The organism is Streptomyces sp. SM18, from assembly GCF_002910775.2.
Lineage (GTDB): Bacteria > Actinomycetota > Actinomycetes > Streptomycetales > Streptomycetaceae > Streptomyces > Streptomyces halstedii.
Genome location: NZ_CP029342.1, coordinates 3,162,640 through 3,183,585 on the forward strand (window position 1 = coordinate 3,162,640; position 20,946 = coordinate 3,183,585).

At 69.2% G+C, this 20,946-nt stretch carries 17 protein-coding genes and 2 rRNA genes; 3 read left to right on the forward strand and 16 right to left on the reverse strand.

Annotated elements, in window-relative coordinates; all coding sequences use genetic code 11:
* Nucleotides 1-22: 22 nt before the first annotated feature.
* From hemB to B9S64_RS14055, 6 genes are all read right to left on the reverse strand, one after another.
* Nucleotides 23-1,024 carry a porphobilinogen synthase gene (gene hemB / locus B9S64_RS14030; protein WP_103493841.1) on the reverse strand — a complete coding sequence of 334 codons (1,002 nt, stop codon included), beginning with the start codon at nucleotides 1,022-1,024 and terminating at the stop codon, nucleotides 23-25.
* 125 nt (nucleotides 1,025-1,149) lie between these two features.
* Complete coding sequence (locus tag B9S64_RS14035) at nucleotides 1,150-2,817, reverse strand: bifunctional uroporphyrinogen-III C-methyltransferase/uroporphyrinogen-III synthase (protein ID WP_103493840.1); 1,668 nt, start codon at nucleotides 2,815-2,817, stop codon at nucleotides 1,150-1,152.
* Nucleotides 2,814-3,800, reverse strand: a complete 987-nt coding sequence (gene hemC, locus B9S64_RS14040; RefSeq protein ID WP_103493839.1) for a hydroxymethylbilane synthase — start codon at nucleotides 3,798-3,800, stop codon at nucleotides 2,814-2,816. The genes B9S64_RS14035 and hemC overlap by 4 nt, the downstream gene beginning before the upstream one ends.
* Nucleotides 3,797-5,293, reverse strand: a complete 1,497-nt coding sequence (locus B9S64_RS14045) for a glutamyl-tRNA reductase (RefSeq protein ID WP_103493838.1) — start codon at nucleotides 5,291-5,293, stop codon at nucleotides 3,797-3,799. Before B9S64_RS14045 ends, hemC begins: the two co-directional genes overlap by 4 nt.
* Nucleotides 5,290-6,072 carry a redox-sensing transcriptional repressor Rex gene (locus B9S64_RS14050; RefSeq protein WP_028441502.1) on the reverse strand — a complete coding sequence of 261 codons (783 nt, stop codon included), beginning with the start codon at nucleotides 6,070-6,072 and terminating at the stop codon, nucleotides 5,290-5,292. The genes B9S64_RS14045 and B9S64_RS14050 overlap by 4 nt, the downstream gene beginning before the upstream one ends.
* 314 nt (nucleotides 6,073-6,386) lie before the next feature.
* Nucleotides 6,387-6,662 (reverse strand): glutaredoxin family protein, encoded by a 276-nt coding sequence (locus B9S64_RS14055; RefSeq protein ID WP_028441503.1) that lies wholly within the window; start codon nucleotides 6,660-6,662, stop codon nucleotides 6,387-6,389.
* A 155-nt stretch (nucleotides 6,663-6,817) separates the two neighbouring features.
* Here B9S64_RS14055 and B9S64_RS14060 point away from each other — a divergent pair, with 155 nt between their 5' ends.
* The 3 genes from B9S64_RS14060 to B9S64_RS14070 all read left to right on the forward strand — a co-directional run bounded on the left by B9S64_RS14060 (nucleotide 6,818) and on the right by B9S64_RS14070 (nucleotide 10,460).
* A complete protein-coding gene (locus tag B9S64_RS14060) occupies nucleotides 6,818-7,777 on the forward strand; it encodes an HAD family phosphatase (RefSeq protein WP_109492052.1) in 960 nt (319 codons plus the stop codon).
* Between the two features lie 495 nt (nucleotides 7,778-8,272).
* A complete protein-coding gene (locus B9S64_RS14065) occupies nucleotides 8,273-9,058 on the forward strand; it encodes an ECF subfamily RNA polymerase sigma factor, BldN family (RefSeq protein ID WP_103491966.1) in 786 nt (261 codons plus the stop codon).
* A gap of 208 nt (nucleotides 9,059-9,266) precedes the next feature.
* The gene (locus tag B9S64_RS14070) at nucleotides 9,267-10,460 is read left to right on the forward strand and encodes a DUF5667 domain-containing protein (RefSeq protein WP_103491965.1); all 1,194 of its coding nucleotides are present in this window, start codon (nucleotides 9,267-9,269) and stop codon (nucleotides 10,458-10,460) included.
* 64 nt (nucleotides 10,461-10,524) lie between these two features.
* Here the strand turns inward: B9S64_RS14070 and B9S64_RS14075 are convergent, their stop codons facing one another.
* The 10 genes from B9S64_RS14075 to B9S64_RS14120 all read right to left on the reverse strand — a co-directional run bounded on the left by B9S64_RS14075 (nucleotide 10,525) and on the right by B9S64_RS14120 (nucleotide 20,805).
* Nucleotides 10,525-11,571 carry a lysophospholipid acyltransferase family protein gene (locus B9S64_RS14075; RefSeq protein ID WP_103491964.1) on the reverse strand — a complete coding sequence of 349 codons (1,047 nt, stop codon included), beginning with the start codon at nucleotides 11,569-11,571 and terminating at the stop codon, nucleotides 10,525-10,527.
* A gap of 16 nt (nucleotides 11,572-11,587) precedes the next feature.
* The gene (locus B9S64_RS14080; protein ID WP_103491963.1) at nucleotides 11,588-12,658 is read right to left on the reverse strand and encodes an NAD-dependent epimerase/dehydratase family protein; all 1,071 of its coding nucleotides are present in this window, start codon (nucleotides 12,656-12,658) and stop codon (nucleotides 11,588-11,590) included.
* 219 nt (nucleotides 12,659-12,877) lie between these two features.
* Nucleotides 12,878-12,976 (reverse strand): 30S ribosomal protein bS22, encoded by a 99-nt coding sequence (locus tag B9S64_RS14085; RefSeq protein ID WP_003948845.1) that lies wholly within the window; start codon nucleotides 12,974-12,976, stop codon nucleotides 12,878-12,880.
* A gap of 108 nt (nucleotides 12,977-13,084) precedes the next feature.
* Nucleotides 13,085-13,297: a helix-turn-helix domain-containing protein gene (locus B9S64_RS14090; protein WP_014046653.1), complete on the reverse strand. Its 213-nt coding sequence runs from the start codon at nucleotides 13,295-13,297 to the stop codon at nucleotides 13,085-13,087.
* 128 nt (nucleotides 13,298-13,425) lie between these two features.
* Nucleotides 13,426-14,241 carry a phosphatase gene (locus B9S64_RS14095; protein WP_103491962.1) on the reverse strand — a complete coding sequence of 272 codons (816 nt, stop codon included), beginning with the start codon at nucleotides 14,239-14,241 and terminating at the stop codon, nucleotides 13,426-13,428.
* 76 nt (nucleotides 14,242-14,317) lie between these two features.
* Nucleotides 14,318-15,490, reverse strand: coding sequence for an acetoin utilization protein AcuC (locus B9S64_RS14100; protein WP_103491961.1), 1,173 nt, complete (start codon nucleotides 15,488-15,490; stop codon nucleotides 14,318-14,320).
* Nucleotides 15,459-16,667: an MFS transporter gene (locus B9S64_RS14105; protein ID WP_103491960.1), complete on the reverse strand. Its 1,209-nt coding sequence runs from the start codon at nucleotides 16,665-16,667 to the stop codon at nucleotides 15,459-15,461. The genes B9S64_RS14100 and B9S64_RS14105 overlap by 32 nt, the downstream gene beginning before the upstream one ends.
* Nucleotides 16,668-16,764: 97 nt before the next feature.
* Nucleotides 16,765-17,412, reverse strand: a complete 648-nt coding sequence (locus B9S64_RS14110) for an HAD family phosphatase (RefSeq protein WP_093526289.1) — start codon at nucleotides 17,410-17,412, stop codon at nucleotides 16,765-16,767.
* Between the two features lie 72 nt (nucleotides 17,413-17,484).
* Nucleotides 17,485-17,601 (reverse strand): 5S ribosomal RNA (rrf, locus tag B9S64_RS14115).
* A gap of 79 nt (nucleotides 17,602-17,680) precedes the next feature.
* A 23S ribosomal RNA gene (locus B9S64_RS14120) occupies nucleotides 17,681-20,805 on the reverse strand.
* Nucleotides 20,806-20,946: the final 141 nt, after the last annotated feature.

The following is a 20,946-nucleotide window of genomic DNA, read 5'->3' on the forward strand; positions in this document are numbered from 1 at the left end:
GCCCCCCGCAAGGGCCCCCGGATCAGTGCCGCGCGGTCAGCCGCCGCGCGGCCTCCGTCGCCCAGTACGTCAGGATCATCTGCGCGCCCGCGCGCCGGATGCCCGTCAGGCTCTCCATGATCGCCGCGTCCCGGTCGATCCAGCCCTTCTCCGCGGCGGCCTCGATCATCGCGTACTCGCCACTGATCTGGTACGCGGCCACCGGCACGTCCGCCACCTCCGCGACCTTGGCCAGAATGTCCAGGTACGGTCCGGCGGGCTTGACCATGACCATGTCGGCGCCCTCCTCCAGGTCGAGCGCCAGCTCGCGCAGCGACTCGCGGACGTTCGCCGGGTCCTGCTGGTACGTCTTGCGGTCGCCCTTCAGCGAGGAGCCCACCGCCTCACGGAACGGCCCGTAGAAGGCGGAGGAGTACTTCACGGTGTACGCGAGGATCGACACGTCCTCGTGCCCGGTCTGGTCCAGCGCGTCCCGGACCACCCCGACCTGGCCGTCCATCATCCCGCTCGGGCCCACCACATGGGCGCCCGCGTCGGCCTGGACCTGGGCCATCTCCGCGTACCGCTCCAGGGTGGCGTCGTTGTCCACGCGGCCGTCCCCGGTCAGCACACCGCAGTGGCCGTGGTCGGTGAACTCGTCCAGGCACAGGTCGGACATGACGATCAGGTCGTCGCCCACCTCTTCCCGGACCGCGCGCAGCGCCACCTGGAGGATGCCGTCCGGGTCGGTGCCCGCCGTGCCCCGGGCGTCCTTCTTCTCGTCCAGCGGGACACCGAAGAGCATGATCCCGGAGACCCCGGCCCCGACCGCCTCGACCGCCGCCTTCCGCAGCGTGTCCAGGGTGTGCTGGTAGACCCCCGGCATGGCCGAGACGGCCACCGGGGAGTCGATGCCCTCCCGCACGAACGCGGGCAGGATCAGGTTCGCCGGGTCGAGCCGGGTCTCGGCGACCATGCGCCGCATGACGGGGGTCGTCCGCAGCCGCCGGGGGCGGGAGCCGGGGAAGTTTCCGTACACAGTCATCCTTCGAGGTTAGACCCGCGCACCGCACCGGCTTACCGACAGCCGGTGCGGAAAGAACGGGAAAGAGACCGGCCCGGCCGCTCCACGAGGAAGCGACCGGGCCGCACACCGCCGTACCCGACCCGTCAGGTCGTCGTCCGGCGCCGTCTCGCACCCGGGCGGCGCTCGCTCGGGCGCGTCACCGGGTCACCGGCCTCCTTCGCCGCGTCCCGGCGCCGCGCGCCGAAGTCCGCCAGCGCCTGGGCCAGCTTGTGGACCGACGGCTCCGGGGACAGCACGTCCACCCGCAGGCCGTGCTCCTCCGCGGTCTTCGCCGTCGCGGGGCCGATACACGCGATCACCGTCACGTTGTGCGGCTTGCCCGCGATCCCGACCAGGTTGCGCACGGTCGAGGACGAGGTGAACATCACCGCGTCGAACCCGCCGCCCTTGATCGCCTCACGGGTCTCGGCCGGCGGGGGCGAGGCGCGGACCGTGCGGTATGCGGTCACGTCGTCCACCTCCCAGCCCAGCTCGATCAGCCCGGCCACCAGCGTCTCCGTGGCGATGTCCGCACGCGGCAGGAACACCCGGTCGATCGGGTCGAAGACCGGGTCGTACGGCGGCCAGTCGTCCAGCAGACCGGCGGCCGACTGCTCACCGGACGGCACCAGATCCGGCTTCACACCGAAGTCGATCAGCGCGGCGGCGGTCTGCTCACCGACGGCCGCGACCTTGATCCCGGCGAAGGCACGGGCGTCCAGGCCGTACTCCTCGAACTTCTCCCGCACGGCCTTGACCGCGTTGACCGAGGTGAACGCGATCCACTCGTACCGGCCCGTCACCAGGCCCTTGACCGCACGCTCCATCTGCTGCGGCGTACGCGGCGGCTCGACGGCGATGGTGGGGACCTCGTGCGGGACCGCGCCGTACGAACGCAGCTGGTCGGAGAGCGAGGCCGCCTGCTCCCTCGTCCGCGGCACGAGCACCTTCCAGCCGAACAGCGGCTTCGACTCGAACCACGACAGCTGGTCACGCTGGGCGGCGGAGCTGCGCTCACCGACCACGGCTATGACCGGCCGGTGCCCCTCCGGAGACGGGAGGACCTTGGCCTGCTTGAGCACCTGGCCGATGGTCCCCAGCGTCGCCGTCCAGGTGCGCTGGCGCGTCGTCGTCCCCGCGACGGTCACCGTCATCGGGGTGTCCGGCTTGCGGCCCGCCGACACCAGCTCCCCGGCGGCGGCGGCCACCGAGTCCAGCGACGTGGACACGACGGCCGTCGCGTCGCTCGCCCCGACCTCGGACCAGCAGCGGTCCGTGGCGGTACGGGCGTCCAGGAAGCGCACGTCGGCGCCCTGGGCGTCCCGCAGCGGCACACCGGCGTACGCCGGCACACCCACGGCGTTGGCCACACCGGGCACGACCTCGAAGGGCACACCGGCGGCGGCGCAGGCGAGCATCTCCGCACCCGCGTCACCGTCCATGCCGGGGTCGCCGTTCACGGCACGGACGACCCGCCTGCCACCCTTCACGCCCTCCATGACAAGATTGACCGCATCCCTGAGAACGGGTACCCCGGCGGTAGTTGACGACGTGTCAACAACCGTCATCTCAGGCGTGCTCACCCCTGCCCGAGCGTGGCCGCGAACGACGTCGAGCACGTCCGGCTCGGCGACAAGGACGTCCGCGCTCGCGAGCGCCTCGACAGCGCGCAGAGTCAGCAGTCCCGGGTCGCCGGGACCGGCGCCGAGAAAGGTGACATGCCCTGAGGGCAGCACAGGGAAGTCGGATACGACGGGGCCGGTGGGGCTCAAAGTGCTCGCTCCCCCATAAGACCGGCCGCACCCTTGGCGAGCATCTCGGACGCGAGTTCGCGGCCGAAGGCCGCCGCGTCGTCGTGCGACGTGGGGGCGGAACCGGTGATGGACAGCTGCACCAGGGAGGCGCCGTCGGTGGAACCGACGACACCGCGCAGGCGCAGTTCGTTGACAGTCTGGCCGTCGCCCTGGAGGTCGGCCAGCGCACCCACGGGTGCGGAGCAGCCGGCCTCCAGGGCGGCGAGCAGGGCACGCTCGGCGGTCACGGCGGCCCGGGTGTGCGGGTCGTCGAGCTCGGCGAGCGCTGCGGCGAGTTCGGTGCTCTCTTCAGCACACTCGATCGCCAGTGCTCCCTGACCGGGAGCGGGCAGGACGGTGTCGGGCGACAGGAAGTCGGTCACCTCACCGGTCCGGCCCAGACGGCTGAGACCGGCCGCGGCGAGTACCACCGCGTCCAGCTCTCCGTTCCGTACAAAATTGATACGCGTGTCGACGTTGCCGCGGATCGGCACGGTCTCTATGCCGAGGCCGTGCGCGCGGGCGTACGCGTTGAGCTGCGCCATACGGCGCGGCGACCCCGTGCCGATACGGGCACCGGACGGCAGCTGCGCGAAGGTCAGGCCGTCCCGCGCCACCAGGGCGTCGCGGGGGTCCTCGCGCGGCGGCACGGCGGCCAGCACCAGTCCCTCGGGCTGCGTGGTCGGCAGGTCCTTCAGCGAGTGGACGGCGAAGTCCACCTCACCGCGCGCCAGCGCCTCGCGCAGGGCCGCGACGAACACGCCGGTCCCGCCGATCTGCGCCAGGTGCTCCCGCGAGATGTCTCCGTACGTGGTGATCTCGACGAGCTCGACGGCACGCCCGGTCACCTCACGGACCGCATCAGCGACCATGCCGGACTGCGCCATGGCGAGCTTGCTGCGCCGGGTGCCGAGCCGCAGGGGCTTGGTGGTGTCCCCGCCCAGGGGTGAGTAGTCGGTCATGACCGCCCTCGATTCGGGTCGTTCAGGTCTGCCCGGGAGACGGCTGCCACCGTCTGCGGGTCGAGGTCGAAGAGTTCACGCAGCGCGTCGGCGTACCCGGCGCCGCCGGGCTCACTGGCGAGCTGCTTGACCCGCACGGTGGGCGCGTGCAGGAGCTTGTCGACGACACGGCGCACCGTCTGGGTGATCTCGGCGCGCTGCTTCTCGTCAAGGTCGGGGAGCCGTCCGTCCAGCCGGGCGATCTCCCCGGCCACCACGTCGGCGGCCATCGTGCGCAGGGCGACGACGGTCGGGGTGATGTGCGCGGCCCGCTGGGCGGCACCGAAGGCGGCGACCTCGTCGGCCACCAGGGTGCGCACCAGGTCCACGTCGGCGGCCATCGGCGCGTCGGCGGAGGCCTCGGCGAGCGACTCGATGTCCACCAGGCGCACCCCCTCGACCCGGTGGGCGGCGCCGTCGATGTCACGCGGCATGGCGAGGTCGAGCAGGTGCAGCCGGGCGGGCGCGGCGTCCACGGCGCGCACGGGCACCGGGCGCACGGCCCGGTCCCGCTCGGCGGTCGTGACGGAACCGTTCTCCACCCAGGCGGCGTGCTGGTCCAGGGCCTCCACCGGCGTGGCGGCCGCAGGCGCCCCGGGCGCCCTCCCCGCCACGTCGAAGTCCACGTCCAGCGCCTCGGCGACGGCCTCGGCGCTCAGCACGAGACCGGTGGCCCCGGTACAGGAGACGACGACGTCTGCACGTGTCAGTTCGTGCGCCACGGCGGCCATCGGCACGGCGCGGGCGGCACAGCGCTCGCCCTGGCCGAGGATCTCGACGAGCCGGTCGGCACGGGCCCGGGTCCGGTTGGCGACGACGACCTCGGCGACACCGGCGCGCGCCAGCGTGGCGGCGGCGAGCGAGGACATCGATCCCGCGCCGATCACCAGGGCGCGCTTGTGCGCGGCCCACTCGGTGACCTCGGCGCCGTCCGCGAGCTGCTCCAGCCCGAAGGTGACGAGCGACTGCCCGGCCCGGTCGATACCGGTCTCGCTGTGGGCGCGCTTGCCGACCCGCAGGGCCTGCTGGAAGAGGTCGTTCAGCAGACGTCCCGCGGTGTGGAGCTCCTGCCCCAGCGCGAGCGCGTCCTTGATCTGGCCGAGGATCTGGCCTTCGCCGACGACCATCGAGTCCAGCCCGCACGCCACCGAGAAGAGGTGGTGGACGGCGCGGTCCTCGTAGTGCACGTAGAGGTACGGGGTGAGCTCGTCCAGGCCGACGCCGCTGTGCTGCGCGAGCAGCGTGGACAGCTCGGCGACGCCCGCGTGGAACTTGTCCACGTCGGCGTACAGCTCGATGCGGTTGCAGGTGGACAGCACGGTCGCCTCGGTCGCGGGTTCCGCGGCGAGGGTGTCCTGCAACAGCTTCGTCCTGGCGTCGGCCTCCAGCGCGGCCCGCTCCAGTACGGAGACGGGCGCGCTGCGGTGGCTGAGCCCTACGACCAGCAGGCTCATGCCGGCATCACGGCGGGCATGTCCCCCTCGGGTCCCTTCCGGTTCGTGGGCGTGGCGCGCACGGGCGGCGCCGGCTCGTCGGCGGCCGGAGCGGCGGTGCCGTCGGCGGCGGCCTCCTCGCCGGCCTTGCGCTGCTCGTGGAAAGCGAGGATCTGGAGCTCGATCGACAGGTCCACCTTGCGCACGTCCACGCCGTCGGGCACGGAGAGCACCGTCGGCGCGAAGTTGAGGATGGAGGTCACACCGGCGGCGACGAGCCGGTCGCAGACCTGCTGGGCCGCGCCGGGCGGGGTGGTGATGACGCCGATGGACACACCGTTGTCGCTGATGATCCGGTCCAGGTCGTCGGTGTGCTGGACGGGGATCCCGGCGACGGGCGTGCCCGCCATGGCCGGATCCGCGTCGATCAGCGCGGCCACCCGGAAGCCACGGGAGGCGAACCCCCCGTAATTGGCGAGCGCCGCGCCGAGGTTACCGATGCCGACGATGGCGACCGGCCAGTCCTGGGTGAGCCCGAGTTCACGGGAGATCTGGTAGACGAGATACTCGACGTCGTACCCGACACCCCGCGTGCCGTAGGAGCCCAGGTAGCTGAAGTCCTTGCGCAGCTTGGCGGAGTTGACCCCCGCCGCGGCCGCGAGCTCCTCGGAGGAGACCGTGGGCACCGAGCGTTCGGAGAGCGCGGTGAGTGCGCGTAGATACAGCGGAAGCCGGGCGACGGTGGCCTCGGGAATTCCTCGGCTACGGGTCGCCGGTCGGTGAGTTCGGCCAGTTGCCACGGTGCTCCTGCCAGATGAGCGAGGCTGTAGGCGGCCGTGTGTCCCAGGACCGCCCCGTCGACAGCAGGCTATGTCTTTGTGAACGCGTGCACAAAGATAGTGTCCGTTTTGTCCGGTCAAAGTGACCGGGGTCACGCATATTCCCCGCCCGATCCCGGAACCAGGGGCGGCCTCGGCCCGTTGCGGGCTCCACGAGGGCAAAGCCGTACACACTCCTCATGTCCATGCCCCCGAGAACACCCAAAACGCCCACGATGGTAGCCGGTTTCCGCCACCTGGATGCCCCGGAAGGCCCTGGGAACCCGTCCGGGCCCTCAGGAACGCAGCGCGGTGCGCAGTCTCACCGGATCCACCTTCCAGAAGGTGTGCTGCTCGCCGTCGACCAGCACCACCGGGATCTGCTCCCAGTACTCCCGGTACAGCTCCTCGTCCCGGGTGATGTCCTCCTCCACCCAGGAGGCGCCGGTCTCCTCGCAGACCTCGCGGACCACCGCCCGCGCGTCGTCGCAGAGATGGCACCCGGGCTTCCCGACGAGGGTCACCACCCGGTCCTCGGGCTTCTTCTTCGCGCGGCGCAACAGGGGGCTCATACCTCCTATTCTGCGCCGGTCCCCGGGGAAGCCCGCCCGCCCACCCGCCACCGGGCGCCCCGTGGCCGCCCGTTCGGCGCCGCGGCCCCCAGAGTTCACGCCACCGCGTCCCGACCGGGGAGGGAACGGACGAACCGAATGGCTATGCTCACGACATGGCCGCTCTTGGATGGCTCACACCCCGCAGGCGCTCGGCTACGGCACGGAGCGTGCTGGCAGGCGAGGCAGCAGCCGAGGCAGCACGGAAGTCCGCCCTTCCCGCCGACGAGTCCGACCTGACCGAAGACACCGCCGCGCCGGCCGTGGCCGAGGAGACGGCCGAACCCGCCTTCCCGGTGGCCGGGGACGACCGGGCCGCCGCCTTCTTCGACCTCGACAACACCGTGATGCAGGGCGCCGCGCTCTTCCACTTCGGACGGGGCCTGTACAAGCGGAAGTTCTTCCAGCGCCGCGAGCTGACCCGGTTCGCCTGGCAGCAGGCGTGGTTCCGGCTGGCCGGCGTCGAGGACCCCGAACACATGCAGGACGCCCGCGACAGCGCGCTGTCCATCGTGAAGGGCCACCGCGTCGCCGAGTTGATGTCCATCGGCGAGGAGATCTACGACGAGTACATGGCCGACCGCATCTGGCCCGGCACCCGCGCACTCGCCCAGGCCCACCTCGACGCCGGACAGAAGGTCTGGCTGGTCACCGCCGCCCCGGTGGAGACCGCCACGATCATCGCCCGCCGGCTCGGACTGACCGGCGCCCTGGGCACGGTCGCCGAATCCGTCGACGGCGTCTACACCGGGCGCCTGGTGGGCGAGCCCCTGCACGGCCCCGCGAAGGCCGAGGCGGTACGCGCGCTGGCGGTGGCGGAGGGCCTGGACCTGGAGCGCTGCGCGGCCTACAGCGACTCGCACAACGACATCCCGATGCTCTCGCTGGTCGGCCACCCGTACGCGATCAACCCGGACGCCAAACTGCGCAAGCACGCCCGTGCGCTGGACTGGCGGCTGCGCGACTACCGCACCGGGCGCAAGGCGGCCAAGGTCGGCATCCCGGCCGCCGCGGGTGTGGGCGCGCTGGCCGGCGGCACCGCCGCCGCGGTCGCCCTGCACCGCCGCCGCCGCTGACCGCCCCGCCGCCGCTGACCGGAGACGCCACCGCACCGCCGGCCCCGTCACTCCCGGCCCGGCCGTCAGCCCTGCCCGCCCCGTCACCCCCGGCCCGCCCGTCACCCCGCACGCGCCCCCGTGAGCGCCGTCGCGCCGGGGCCGGTCGAGCGTGCGTTCCCCGGAGGGCCACGCCCGGGACGTACCGCCGAACGTGAGCGGACCCGACACGGGACCGCCCACCGCTCCGGCCAGTCGCGTTCGGTTCCGGCGACCACAACCCGTCTCCACCTCAGACAGATCACGAAGCGGTTTGGTCACTAACCGATCACCAACTGTCGCTCGAACCGCTACTTAGAGGTTATGGAAGCGACGTAATCGATGATTTGAGCAACTGGGTGTAGCACTGCCTATACGAAGCGTTATTCTCCTCAGACGCATGAAGAGCCCTCACTCGCCACCACGGGTGACGGTTTTCGAACTGCACGTGATGGAAGCTCTGCCTCTGGGAGTCCCGTGTACCCACACGTCGGGGTTGACGCCTCGGGCCTGGCTACGCTGCGCGCGACGGTCCTCGACCACCTGCGCGGCTTCGTCCCCACCGCGTACGCCGTCCCCGCATTCGCCACCACCCCCGCACCTGCCGGACCCTGCTACGCGCTGGCCGAGCGCGGCGCGGCGGTCGGAAGACGCAGCACCCGCGGCGCCACGACCACGACCACCACCACCGTCCGCCGCCCCACGGCCGACAGTGACAGCGCGCGCATGATGGACCTCGTCGAGCGCGCCCAGTCCGGCGAGGCCGAGGCCTTCGGCCGCCTGTACGACCAGTACAGCGACACCGTGTACCGGTACATCTACTACCGCGTCGGCGCCAAGGCGACGGCGGAGGACCTCACCAGCGAGACCTTCCTGCGCGCGCTCCGCCGCATCTCCACCTTCACCTGGCAGGGCCGCGACTTCGGCGCCTGGCTGGTGACCATCGCCCGGAACCTCGTCGCCGACCACTTCAAGTCCAGCCGCTTCCGGCTGGAAGTGACCACCGGCGAGATGCTCGACGCCAACGAGGTCGCCCGCAGCCCCGAGGACTCCGTCCTGGAGTCCCTGTCCAACGCCGCGCTCCTGCAAGCCGTACGCCGGCTCAACCCCCAGCAGCAGGAGTGCGTCACCCTGAGATTCCTCCAGGGACTCTCCGTCGCCGAGACCGCCCGCGTCATGGGCAAGAACGAGGGCGCGATCAAGACCTTGCAGTACCGGGCCGTGCGCACCCTCGCCCGGCTCCTCCCGGACGACGCCCGATGACGTCACCATCGGTGACGTGTCCGTGACACACCGTCGGATCAACCTTCGTCCGTAACCCAACTGCCGCGCCACTCGTTGTGCCGGATGCAGGCCCCCTGTCGCTACGCCCTGACGGATCTCTCCACCCGATCGTGTGGAAACGGTCCCGGCGGGCAACCTTCCGGACCCGCAGGGGACTCGACCGTCACGACGAGAGGAGGTGCCGCCAGTGATCGCAAACGTTTCGGCACACCGGCGGGCGAACGCCTTCGCCCAGGCCCTGGAAGACCAGCCGCCCCGGGGTGCGGCGGCCGCGCAGCCCGATGAGCCGGCCGAACAGGCCGACCACGGACCGCTGTTGGCCCTGGCGAACGGCCTCGACGAGCTACCGAAGCCATCATTGGATCCCGAGGTCAAAGTGGTGCAGCGAGCCCAGCTCGTCGCGGCCATGGAGACGATGTTCGCCCAGGGCGGTGCGTCCACGGGCCCTACGGTGCCCGAGCAACGGGGCAAGGGGGCTCACCGGGCCTCCCCGCTCCGGAAGTTGCGTCCACGCTCCCGCTGGGCGAAGGGCCTCACCGCGGGCGGAATCACGGTCGGTGTGGCCGCGGGAGCGCTCGGCGGAGTGGCCGCTGCCAGTTCCGACGCCCTGCCGGGTGACTCCCTGTACGGCCTCAAGCGCGGGATGGAGGACATCCACCTGGGCATGGCCGACGGCGACGCCGACCGGGGCGAGGTCTACCTCGACAAGGCGTCCACCCGGCTGAGCGAGGCCCGCCGGCTGATGGAGCGCGCCCGGTCCGGCGACCTGGACCACGAGTCGCTCGGAGAGGTCAGACGCACCCTCGACGGCATGACGCACGACGCCACCGAGGGCCACCGTCTGCTCCGAGCCGCGTATCAGCGCGACGGCTCCATCAAACCGATCCAGACCCTGGACACCTTCTCCCGCTCGCACCGCGAGAGCTGGAGCAGCCTCCGCGACCGGCTGCCCGTCCAGTTGTCCGACGTCGGCGAGAAGGTCAGCTCGGTCTTCGAGGCGATGGACGAGGAGGTCGCCCCGCTCCAGTCCCTGCTGCCCCGCGCCCCGGACAGCGGCACGGACACCGAGCGGTCCGCCTCCCCCGACCGGCGGGCCGACCCGTCCGGCAAGGACCGTCCGGCGCCGTCCTCCTCGGCGTCCCCGGACTCCGGTCCGGAGAGCGACATCGCACCCCAGCCGTCCGGTTCGCACTCCAGCGGCCCGGCCGAGGGCCTGATCGGCGGCGGCACGGACGGCCTGCTGGACGGCCTGCCGACCGACGGCACCGTGCCGTCGGCCCCCGGCGGCGGAGCGCCTCCGGCACCGGACATCACCCTGCCGCCCCTGTTGCCGGGTCTGCTCCCGGGCCTGGGCATCGACGGCGAGAACCTCAAGCCGTAGCGGACGGTGTACGGGAGGGGGCGTCCACGGGGCGCCCCCTCCCGGCACGACCGGCCGCACACCCTCAGAAGAAGACCGAGCGCCGCTGCACCAGCAGCTTGTACAGGGTGTGCTGGATCTGCTCCCGTACCTGGTCGGTGAGGTTGAACATCAGCATCGGGTCCTCCGCCGCCTCCGGCGGGAACCCGTCCGTGGGGATCGGCTCCCCGAACTGGATGGTCCACTTGGTCGGCAGCGGCACCGCCCCCAGCGGCCCCAGCCACGGAAAGGTCGGGGTGACCGGGAAGTACGGCAGCCCGAGGATCCGGGCCAGGGTCCTGGAGTTGCCGATCATCGGGTAGATCTCCTCCGCCCCCACGACCGAGCAGGGCACGATCGGCACCCCGGCCCGCAGCGCGGTGGACACGAACCCGCCCCGCCCGAAGCGCTGGAGCTTGTAGCGGTCGCCGAAGGGCTTGCCCAGTCCCTTGAAGCCCTCCGGCATCACCCCGACGACCTCACCGCGCTCCAGCAGCCGTTCCGCGTCCTCGGCGCAGGCCAGCGTGTGACCGGCCTTCCTGGCCAGTTCGTTGACCACCGGCAGCATGAACACCAGGTCGGCGGCGAGCAGCCGCAGATGCCGCCCGGCCGGGTGGTGGTCGTGCACCGCGACCTGGAGCATCAGCCCGTCCAGCGGCAGCGTCCCGGAGTGGTTGGACACGATGAGCGCCCCGCCCTCGGACGGGATGTTCTCGACGCCCTTCACCTCGACCCGGAAGTACGTGTCGGCGAGCGGGCGCAGCAGCGACATGAGGACCTGGTCGGTCAACTCCTGGTCGTAGCCGAACTCGTCCACCTCGTAGTCGCCGGTGACCCGCCGCCGCAGGAACGCCAGCCCGTTCGCGATCCGCCGGTCCCAGTCACCCCGCCCGGAGCCCTCCGGTGGTTCCTGGGGGGCCTGTGCCCCCGGTTTCGGGTCAGCAGGGGGCTCGGCACCCGGCAGGGCGCTCACGGGCGCCCCACCGCCCGCGGAGGGTGCCTGACGGCCGCCGCCCGGCTGTGTGCCCCGGCGCCGCCCCGCGCCGGAACGCGAACGGTCGTCGTCGAACGGAAGGACCTTGGCGTCCGCCATCGTGGGTCGCGCTCCTCTACCTGGCGCCGTCAGTCGAATGTGCCGCACCGGCCGCGCCGCCGGGCAGCGGCAGCTCCGCCAGCCGGCCGACGGCTCTGCCCATCCGCTCCGGTGGCAGCAGTCCCGGCCCCCTGCCCCGGGCGAACTCCGCGAACGTCTCCGCCGTGGTGTACCGCGGGCGGAAGCCCAGTGTCTCGCGCATCTGCACCGTCGAGACCACCCGGCCGTGGGTGAGCAGCCGGATCTGCTCCGGCGAGAAGTCGGTCATCCCCACCGCGCGGAGGGCCGCGCCGACCCAGGTGACCGCGGGCAGCAGCACCGGCACGGTGGGCCTGCCCAGCCGCCGCGAGCACTGCGACAGCAGCAGCACCCCGTCCCCCGCGATGTTGAACGTGCCGCTGTTCAGCGTGGCGCGCCGGGGCTCACGCGCGGCGATCTCCAGGACGTCGACGACATCGTCCTCGTGGACGAACTGGAGCCGGGGGTCGTAGCCGAGGACCGTGGGCAGCACGGGCAGCGCCAGGTAGTCGGCGAGCGGCGAGTCCGGCTCGGGCCCCAGGATGTTCGCGAACCGCAGCACGCACACGGCCACGTCCGGCCGGCGCCGCGCGAAGCCCCGTACGTACCCCTCGACCTCCACCGCGTCCTTGGCGAAGCCGCCGCTGGGCAGGGACTTGGGCGGGGTCGTCTCGGTGAAGACGGCCGGGTCGCGGGGGGCGGAACCGTACACACTCGTACTGGACTTCACCACGAACCGCTGGAGCGTCGGGGACTTCTGGCAGGCACCGAGCAGCTGCATGGTGCCGATGACGTTCGTCTCCTTGACCGTCGTGCGGCCGCCGGCGCCGAGCGACTTCCCCGAGACGTCCAGGTGCACCACCGTGTCCACGGAGTGCTCGGCCAGGACCCGGGCGATCGCGGGCCGGCGGATGTCCGCCCGGACGAACACGGCGTCACCCAGCCGGTGCTCCGGCGTGACGGCGTCCACGGCGATCACCCGGTCCACCCCCGGATCCCGCTGGACGCGCCGCACGAAGCGGCCGCCCAACTGCCGGGCCGCACCGGTGACGAGCACGATCTTCCCCAAGATCAGCGCCTTCCGTCGGTCGTTCCGCGGTTCACGGAGCGGGGACTCCCCCTGGCGTCACCGTAATACCTGGGCGGTGCGCCGCGCCGCCCCCCTGGCGGGCTTTACCGAACCGATGGCGGAAGACGACACCGGTGGCCGCCGGGAACCGGGCCCGGACGCACCGAGGCCCTCCCACCAGGACGGCGGAAGGGCCTCGGACGCACGAACCGCGTTCGCCTACTTCTTGTTGCGACGCTGAACGCGCGTGCGCTTGAGCAGCTTGCGGTGCTTCTTCTTGGCCATCCGCTTACGCCGCTTCTTGATAACAGAGCCCACGACTACCCTCGCTTTGTCTTCTTCACTGGTGCGGGGCGTCTGGGCCCACACGACCTACGTCGGCCTAGCCTACCCGCCACCGGGTGAGGGACGTAATCCGAGGGCGGCCTAGGCCGACTCCACCCCCACGAAGGACTCACGGAGATACTCGTGCACCGCCTGCTCCGGGACCCGGAAGGACCTTCCCACCCTGATCGCCGGCAGATGACCGCTGTGCACCAAGCGGTACACGGTCATCTTCGACACCCTCATGACCGAGGCGACTTCCGCCACGGTGAGAAACTTGACCTCGTTGAGAGGCCTCTCGCTGCCAGCAGCCATGACCCACCTGTACCTTCCGCACGAGACGCGCACCGGCTTCCCCTCCGGTGACTCTTCGTCGTTGTGCGCTCACCGTCCAGGTTAGGGGCGGGTGATGCGAGTGGGGAAGAGGTGAGGCGATCGGCCGCCTACTGTGACAGACACGCCCGATTGAGTACATAGCGAGCCAACGGCCGGTAGTGCTCGGACGGCACCCCGTCGTCGAGCGGGACCACCACGGACACCCGTCCCTCGGCCTCGCCCACGAACAGCGCGGGGTCGTCCGTGTCCGCCAGTCCGATCGCCTCGATACCGAGCTGACCTGCCCCGCAGACCCATCCGTGGTCCCCCACGACCAGCTCGGGCAGCACCCCGCCGGCCCTCGCCACGCCCTCCAGAGCCGCCCGGACCGGCAGCGGTGAATGCGTGTGCGCGCCGGTCGCACTCCCTGGAGCCCGCACGCCCCGTTCGCGCACCAACGCGACACCTTCTACGTAATCGAGGGTGTATCCACGTACGCCGAACCGAGTCGTCATGTCGACACATCTGCCCCGCTCGGGGGTGAGGACCGCGCACCCGGCCGCCGACAGGGCGTCCGCCAGCCCGGCGTAGAACCCGAGCAGCCGGTGCGGATGCCCGGTCCCGATCAGCACCGGGGAACGCCGGGCCGCCGCCCCCGCGAGCCGCTCGGCGAACGCCTCCAGAGCGGCCAGCGTCCGCTCCGGGTCGATCACATCGGGGCCCGACACCCGTCCCGGGTCGTCCGACACCCCGCACCGGTCGGCCATCAGCCGCAGCAGATCGCCCTCCGCCCAGGCCCGTTCGGGATCGAGCCCCAGCAGGACGCGCGGATCCCGCGCCGCGAAGAGCCGGTAACTGCGCAGACTCGTCTCCCGGGTCGTCGCCACGGGTCCGGCCAGCCGGGCCGCCAGCAGATGAGCGCGCAGCGCTCCGGTGCTCAACACCCGGACGATGCTGCCGCACCGACGCCGCCCAGGGGCCGGAACCCCTACCGGAACCCACCTTCGGTGGAACCGCCGCTCACGGCAGCAGCCCCCGCAGCGGGAACGCCGCCCGCCGGGTCGCCCGCACCGCCTGGTCCAGCCGGTCCGCCGGGTCGTACCCGTCCTCCCACGACCGCCACTCGGGCGTACGGCCGTCCGTCATCCGCCCCGGACCCAACTGCCGTGTCCGGGCGTAGACCTGGTCCCGCCACGACGCCGGGACCACCGACTCCGGGTCCACCGGCGCGTGCGCGGCGATGCCCACGAGGTGGGTCCAGGACCGCGGGACCACGTCCACCACCGCGTAGCCGCCACCGCCGAGCGCCACCCACCGCCCGCCCTCCGCGTGGGCGTGCGCCAGCTCATGACAGGCCGTCATGACCGCCCGCTGCGCGTCCAGCGAGACCGCGAGATGGGCCAGCGGGTCCTCGAAGTGCGTGTCGGCCCCGTGCTGGGTCACGAGCACCTGCGGCCGGAAGTCCGCCAACAGCTCCGGCACGACCGCGTGGAAGGCCCGCAGCCACCCCGCGTCGCCCGTACCGGCCGGCAGCGCCACATTGACCGCGCCGCCCTCCCCCGCCCCGCCACCGGTCTCCTCGGGCCAGCCCGTCTGCGGGAACAGCGTGCGCGGGTGCTCGTGCAGCGACACGGTCAGGACCCGGGGGTCCTCCCAGAACGCCGCCTGGACGCCGTCCCCGTGGTGCACGTCCACATCCACGTACGCGACGCGCTCCGCACCCAGCTCCAGCAGCCGGGCGATGGCCAGCGCCGGGTCGTTGTACACGCAGAAGCCCGCGGCCGCCCCGGGCATCGCGTGGTGCAGGCCGCCGGTGAAGTTCACCGCGTGATCCGTCTCGCCCCGCCACACCGCCTCCGCCGCCCCCACCGAGAGCCCTGCGATCAGGGCGGACGCCTCGTGCATGCCGGCGAACGCGGGATCGTCCACGGTGCCGAGCCCGTACGTCTGGTCGGCGGCCTTCGGATCGGCGGACGCGGCCTTCACCGCGGCCACGTAGTCCTCGCGGTGCACCAACCGCAGGGTGGACTCCCCCGCCGCCTTGGCGGACCGCACGTCCACCCCCGCGTCCAGCCCGTACGCCCGCACCAGTCCCATCGTCAGGTCGAGCCTGACGGGGTCCATGGGGTGGCTCTCCCCGAAGTCGTATCCCGTTACCGCGTCATCCCACATCAGCCGCGCGCGCCCGCTCATGCCCGCCACCGTATCGGGCCGGGTCCGCCCCGAACGATCTGGCGTGCAGGAGCGTCGCGAGAACCAGCACCATGGGGACCAGCATCGCGCCCCGATAGCTCCAGGCGCCCCCGAGGGCCCCGACGAGCGGCGACCCGACGAGGAAGCCCACGTAGTTGAAGACGTTCAGCCGGGCCACGGCCACATCGCTGGCGCCGGGGAACATCCTCCCGGCGGCGGCGAACGTCTGCGGCACGATCACACACAGCCCCAGCCCCAGCAGGGTGAACCCGAGCATCCCCCACCACGCTCCGGGCGCCACCGCCACCACCGCGAACCCCGCAGCCGCCAGCACACTCCCGCCCCGCACCACGGCCACCGCCCCCAGCCGCCGCACCCCGAGGTCCCCCACGGCCCGCCCGAGCAGCGTGGTCACCATGTAGACGTTGTACGGGACGGTCGCCAACTGCTCCGAACTGCCCAGCACGTCCTGGAGGTACTTGGCACTCCAGTTGGAGACGGTCGAGTCCCCGATGTACGCGAACGCCATCACGAGGCACAACGGCATCAGCAGTCTGAACGGCACCGAGGGGCTCTTCCCGGCCGTCCCGTCCCCGTCCGCCGGGGGCACCGGCCGCTCCCCCTCCGTGTACCACCGGCTCCCGACGAGGGCCGCGGGCAGCAGGACGGCCACGACCGGCAGGTAGGACACCAACAGCGGCAGATCCCAGTGGGCCCCCGCCCAGGCCAGCGACGCACCGGCGATACCACCGAGGCTGTACGCGGCGTGGAAGCCGAGCATGATGCTGCGCCCGTAGGCCCGTTGCAGGCTGACGCCCAGCATGTTCATGGAGGCGTCCAGCGCTCCTACGGCCAGCCCGAAGACACCGAGCGCGAGGGCGGCCTGCCACACCTCGCTGCCGGCGCCCACCCCGAGCAGGGCCAGCAGCACGACGGGCTGCGACCACCTCAGGACGACTCCCGGACGCACCCGGGCGACGACCTTCTCGGTGGCCACACTGGCGACTCCGGCCAGCACGGGTACGGCGGCCAGGAACGCGGGCAGCAGCCCGTCGGATATCCCGTACCGGTCCTGGATGGCGGGGATGCGGGTGACGAGCAGGGCGAAGGTCACCCCTTGCACCAGGAAGCCGAAGGCGAGGGACGCCCTGCCGTGCCGCAGCCACGCAGTTGTCATGGCCGCGAGCGTAGAGCCAGGATCTACCGCTGGGTAGATCGATCAGGCAAATCGCTCGGGCAAGCAGTTCCGGGACTCGGGCGAGGAGTTCCGGGACTCAGGCCAGGAGTTCCGGGAGCTGAGACATGTCGGAGAAGTGTCCGGTGACTCCGACGAGCCGGTCCGCCGGCATCATCGAGGTGAAGCCGTACACGTCCATGCCGGCGGCGCGGGCGGCCTCGACGCCGAGGGGGCTGTCCTCGATCACCACACACCGCTCGGGGCTGACGCCCATGCGTTCGGCGGCGTGCAGGAACAGGTCCGGCGCGGGCTTGCCGAGTCCGACGTCCTCCGAGCTGAAGATCCATTCCTCTTCGAACCACTGGTCGAGGCCGGTCCGCCGGTGCCCGGCGGAGATCTTCTGGTGGCTTCCGGAGGAGGCGACGCAGTAGGCCACACCCTCGGCGACGAGCTTGCCCAGGAGTTCCTCGACACCGTCGACGACGACGAGTTCCTCCTGCTGGAACGCGGCGATGGTGCGGGTGTGCAGTTGCTCGTCGAAGTCGGCCGGCAGCTTCTCCCCGGTCCGTTCCTCCACCAGGTCGTGCACCCGGTGGACGGCGGCGCCCATGTAGTCGCGGACGGACTCCTCGTACGAGGTGTGGTGGCCCAGCTCGGTGAGGTAGGCGGCGAGGACGGTGTTGGAGATCGGCTCGCTGTCGACGAGCACACCGTCGTTGTCGAAGATGACCAGTTCGTAGCGCATGGTCCGAGAGTAGACGCTCAGAACGCAGAAAAGCCCCGTGCCACAAGGGCACGGGGCTTTCCCGGAATAATAGTTCGGCGGCGTCCTACTCTCCCACAGGGTCCCCCCTGCAGTACCATCGGCGCTGAAAGGCTTAGCTTCCGGGTTCGGAATGTAACCGGGCGTTTCCCTAACGCAATGACCACCGAAACACTATGAAATTAACCAACACCGGGCAACAACACGGCAGTTCGTTATTTCAGAACCAACACAGTGGACGCGAGCAACTGAGGACAAGCCCTCGGCCTATTAGTACCAGTCAGCTCCACCCGTTACCGGGCTTCCACATCTGGCCTATCAACCCAGTCGTCTACTGGGAGCCTTAACCACTCAAGGTGGTGGGAACACTCATCTCGAAGCAGGCTTCCCGCTTAGATGCTTTCAGCGGTTATCCTTTCCGAACGTAGCCAACCAGCCATGCCCTTGGCAGAACAACTGGCACACCAGAGGTTCGTCCGTCCCGGTCCTCTCGTACTAGGGACAGCCCTTCTCAATATTCCTACGCGCACAGCGGATAGGGACCGAACTGTCTCACGACGTTCTAAACCCAGCTCGCGTACCGCTTTAATGGGCGAACAGCCCAACCCTTGGGACCGACTCCAGCCCCAGGATGCGACGAGCCGACATCGAGGTGCCAAACCATCCCGTCGATATGGACTCTTGGGGAAGATCAGCCTGTTATCCCCGGGGTACCTTTTATCCGTTGAGCGACAGCGCTTCCACAAGCCACTGCCGGATCACTAGTCCCGACTTTCGTCCCTGCTCGACCCGTCGGTCTCACAGTCAAGCTCCCTTGTGCACTTACACTCAACACCTGATTGCCAACCAGGCTGAGGGAACCTTTGGGCGCCTCCGTTACTCTTTAGGAGGCAACCGCCCCAGTTAAACTACCCATCAGACACTGTCCCTGATCCGGATCACGGACCCAGGTTAGACATCCAGCACGACCAGAGTGGTATTTCAACGACGACTCCACAACCACTGGCGTGGCCGCTTCAAAGTCTCCCACCTATCCTACACAAGCCGAACCGAACACCAATATCAAACTATAGTAAAGGTCCCGGGGTCTTTCCGTCCTGCTGCGCGAAACGAGCATCTTTACTCGTAGTGCAATTTCACCGGGCCTATGGTTGAGACAGTCGAGAAGTCGTTACGCCATTCGTGCAGGTCGGAACTTACCCGACAAGGAATTTCGCTACCTTAGGATGGTTATAGTTACCACCGCCGTTTACTGGCGCTTAAGTTCTCAGCTTCGCACACCCGAAAGTGCACTAACCGGTCCCCTTAACGTTCCAGCACCGGGCAGGCGTCAGTCCGTATACATCGCCTTACGGCTTCGCACGGACCTGTGTTTTTAGTAAACAGTCGCTTCTCGCTGGTCTCTGCGGCCACCCCCAGCTCAGGAAGCAAGTTCCCTCACCAGAGATGGCCCCCCTTCTCCCGAAGTTACGGGGGCATTTTGCCGAGTTCCTTAACCATAGTTCACCCGAACGCCTCGGTATTCTCTACCTGACTACCTGAGTCGGTTTAGGGTACGGGCCGCCATGAAACTCGCTAGAGGCTTTTCTCGACAGCATAGGATCATCCACTTCACCACAATCGGCTCGGCATCAGGTCTCAGACTATATGCACGACGGATTTGCCTACCGTGCGTCCTACACCCTTACCCCGGGACAACCACCGCCCGGGCTGGACTACCTTCCTGCGTCACCCCATCGCTTACCTACTACAAGTCTGGTTCATCGGCTCCACCACTACCCTCAACTCCGAAGAGATCAGGCCGGCTTCACGGACTTAGCATCGCCTGATTCAGTACTGGGCGTTTCAAAGCGGGTACCGGAATATCAACCGGTTGTCCATCGACTACGCCTGTCGGCCTCGCCTTAGGTCCCGACTTACCCTGGGCAGATCAGCTTGACCCAGGAACCCTTAGTCAATCGGCGCACACGTTTCTCACGTGTGTATCGCTACTCATGCCTGCATTCTCACTCGTGAACCGTCCACAACTCGCTTCCGCGGCTGCTTCACCCGGCACACGACGCTCCCCTACCCATCCATACTCCCGTTAAGGATATGTGTATGAATGACACGACTTCGGCGGTACGCTTGAGCCCCGCTACATTGTCGGCGCGGAATCACTTGACCAGTGAGCTATTACGCACTCTTTCAAGGATGGCTGCTTCTAAGCCAACCTCCTGGTTGTCTCTGCGACTCCACATCCTTTCCCACTTAGCGTACGCTTAGGGGCCTTAGTCGATGCTCTGGGCTGTTTCCCTCTCGACCATGGAGCTTATCCCCCACAGTCTCACTGCCGCGCTCTCACTTACCGGCATTCGGAGTTTGGCTAAGGTCAGTAACCCGGTAGGGCCCATCGCCTATCCAGTGCTCTACCTCCGGCAAGAAACACACGACGCTGCACCTAAATGCATTTCGGGGAGAACCAGCTATCACGGAGTTTGATTGGCCTTTCACCCCTAACCACAGGTCATCCCCCAGGTTTTCAACCCTGGTGGGTTCGGTCCTCCACGAAGTCTTACCTCCGCTTCAACCTGCCCATGGCTAGATCACTCCGCTTCGGGTCTAGAGCGTGCAACTCAAACGCCCTGTTCGGACTCGCTTTCGCTACGGCTTCCCCACACGGGTTAACCTCGCTACACACCGCTAACTCGCAGGCTCATTCTTCAAAAGGCACGCAGTCACGACTGACAGCACAAGTGCTGCCAGCGACGCTCCCACGGCTTGTAGGCACACGGTTTCAGGTACTATTTCACTCCGCTCCCGCGGTACTTTTCACCATTCCCTCACGGTACTATCCGCTATCGGTCACCAGGGAATATTTAGGCTTAGCGGGTGGTCCCGCCAGATTCACACGGGATTTCTCGGGCCCCGTGCTACTTGGGTGTCTCTCAAACGAGCCGTCAATGTTTCAGCTACGGGGGTCTTACCCTCTACGCCGGACCTTTCGCATGTCCTTCGCCTACATCAACGGTTTCTGACTCGCCTCACAGCCGGCAGACTGTGAAAGAGAGATCCCACAACCCCGCATGCGCAACCCCTGCCGGGTATCACACGCATACGGTTTGGCCTCATCCAGTTTCGCTCGCCACTACTCCCGGAATCACGGTTGTTTTCTCTTCCTGAGGGTACTGAGATGTTTCACTTCCCCTCGTTCCCTCCACACTGCCTATGTGTTCAGCAGCGGGTGACAGCCCATGACGACTGCCGGGTTTCCCCATTCGGAAACCCCCGGATCAAAGCTTGGTTGACAGCTCCCCGGGGACTATCGTGGCCTCCCACGTCCTTCATCGGTTCCTGGTGCCAAGGCATCCACCGTGCGCCCTTAAAAACTTGGCCACAGATGCTCGCGTCCACTGTGCAGTTCTCAAACAACGACCAGCCACCCATCACCCCACCCTTACAGGTGAGTGCACTGGGGCCGGCAACCGAAGGCGACCATACGGCCGTACCTTCAGATACCCAACAGCGTGCCCGACC